Annotated in this window: 1 protein-coding gene and 1 pseudogene; both read right to left on the bottom strand. The window is 69.6% G+C overall.

Features of this window, described 5'->3' with window-relative positions; all coding sequences use genetic code 11:
- Positions 1–24 precede the first annotated feature (24 nt).
- A pseudogene (locus tag VHC04_RS07490) lies at positions 25–779 on the bottom strand (IS5 family transposase).
- Between the two features lie 171 nt (positions 780–950).
- Positions 951–1,301, bottom strand: a complete 351-nt coding sequence (locus VHC04_RS07485) for a hypothetical protein (protein WP_325679643.1) — start codon at positions 1,299–1,301, stop codon at positions 951–953.
- Positions 1,302–1,634 lie beyond the last annotated feature (333 nt).

The raw sequence follows: 1,634 nt of genomic DNA, 5'->3' as shown, positions 1-1,634 counted from the left end.
CCTAGGCTGTGGACTCAATCAGCACTAGAAGGTGATGGCAGCGGCGAGGAAGACGCCAGCCATGTAGTTGGCGGCGAGCTTGTCGTAGCGTGTGGCGATGCGTCGCCAGTCCTTGAGGCGGCACCAGAGGCGTTCGACGAGGTTACGAGTGCGATAGACGTCGCGGTCGTATGGGATCGCCGTTTTACGGCTACGGGTTGAAGGGATGACGACTTCGGCGCCCTGGGCCTGGACGGCAGCGCGGATGGCGTTGCTGTCGTAGCCCCGGTCGGCGATCAATGCGTCGAAGCGACCGCGCGCCGCCTCGATCAGTGCCGGGGCCATCGTCATGTCGGACGTGTTTCCGGGTGAGATCAGCAGGATGCGTGGTCGTCCGGCGGTGTCGGTCAGCCCGTGGATCTTGCTGGTGCGCCCGCCGCGGGATGTGCCGATGCCTTGGACGAAGGCCCCCCTTTTGCGCCCGCCGCCGAGCGGTGGACCTTGATGCTGGTCGAGTCGATCGCGACCGATCCCCAGGCGCCACTATGCCCGGTCAGCGCCTCGAACACCGCGAACCACACGCCCTGCCGGCTCCAGCGATGAAAGCGGTTATAGATCGTCGTGTACGGCCCATACTCAGGCGGGCAGTCGCGCCAGCGCGCTCCGCTCTTGAGCATATGCACGATCCCCGAGATCACCCGGCGGTCGTCGACCCGGCGCGCTCCGCTGCGTCCCTGCGGAAGAAGCGGCTCGATCTTCCCCCACTCCGCATCGCTCAACCACGTCAGTTGCCGCCCCATCCAAAGCCTCCGCCCCAAGCAGAAGCTTTGAATCAGCATACACCTTCACCCGCAAGCTGATTGAGTACGGAGCCTAGCGCGGCGGGGCGCCGAGCCGAGCCGGCGACGCCCAGGCACGGTTCCCGCGACCGCAGCCGCGGAAACCGGAATTCGTGCAGGACTCGGCGGACCTCAGCGGCCAGCACCGGCGCCAGCGCCGGCCCCACCGCCACCCGCACCCGCCCCTGTCCCAGCGCCAGCTCCCGCGCCGGCTCCCGCCCTGCCGGGGCCGACCGAGGGGTTGGCGCTGGTGCCGTTGGGCTGGGCGGTGTCGGCCGCGCTGCGTCCGCTGAGGAGGCCCGGATGGGCGGCTTTCAGGGCCATGCAGGCCGTGTCCTTCTCCATCACGTCGGGCTGCATCGCCTGGCAGCTCTGCAGGGTCTGGTAGTCCTGCCCGGAAATCGCGGCGCTCTGCGCGAGGGCGGCGCCGCTCGCAAAGGTCAGGGCAGCCGCGCCGAGAACGGCGATGGTCGTCTTGGTCATGACATGCTCTCGCTTCGGTGTGGGGCCGGCGCGTGGCGCGCGACGGCATCCCGGCCAACTCCGGCTTCGCGGGAACGGTTGCCGGCGGCAGCACAGAAATGTCGGGCACGACTTGACCTGACCGGAAAGGGAAGGGCAGGCGGCGTCGCCGGAATCGGGCTATATCCGCGGCTATGATCGCGCTTCCCGACGGCCGCGACCCGGCCGCGCTGGCCCAGGCCCTGATCGCCTGCCGCAGCGTCACGCCCGCCGATGCCGGCGCGACGGGGCTGCTGGGCTCGGTCCTCGCGGCCGCCGGCTTCACGGTGCATCGGCCGACCTTCTCGGCGCCCG

Origin of the sequence: Rhodopila sp. (assembly GCF_035548095.1) — a bacterium.
GTDB lineage: Bacteria > Pseudomonadota > Alphaproteobacteria > Acetobacterales > Acetobacteraceae > Rhodopila.
The sequence above is the reverse complement of the archived record's forward strand: the minus strand, read 5'-3'. Positions and strand labels throughout refer to the sequence as shown.

Coding starts and splice junctions, on each gene's coding strand:
- VHC04_RS07485 (WP_325679643.1), bottom strand. CDS start 1,301: ATGACCAAGACGACCATCGCCGTTCTCGGCGCGGCTGCCCTGACCTTT.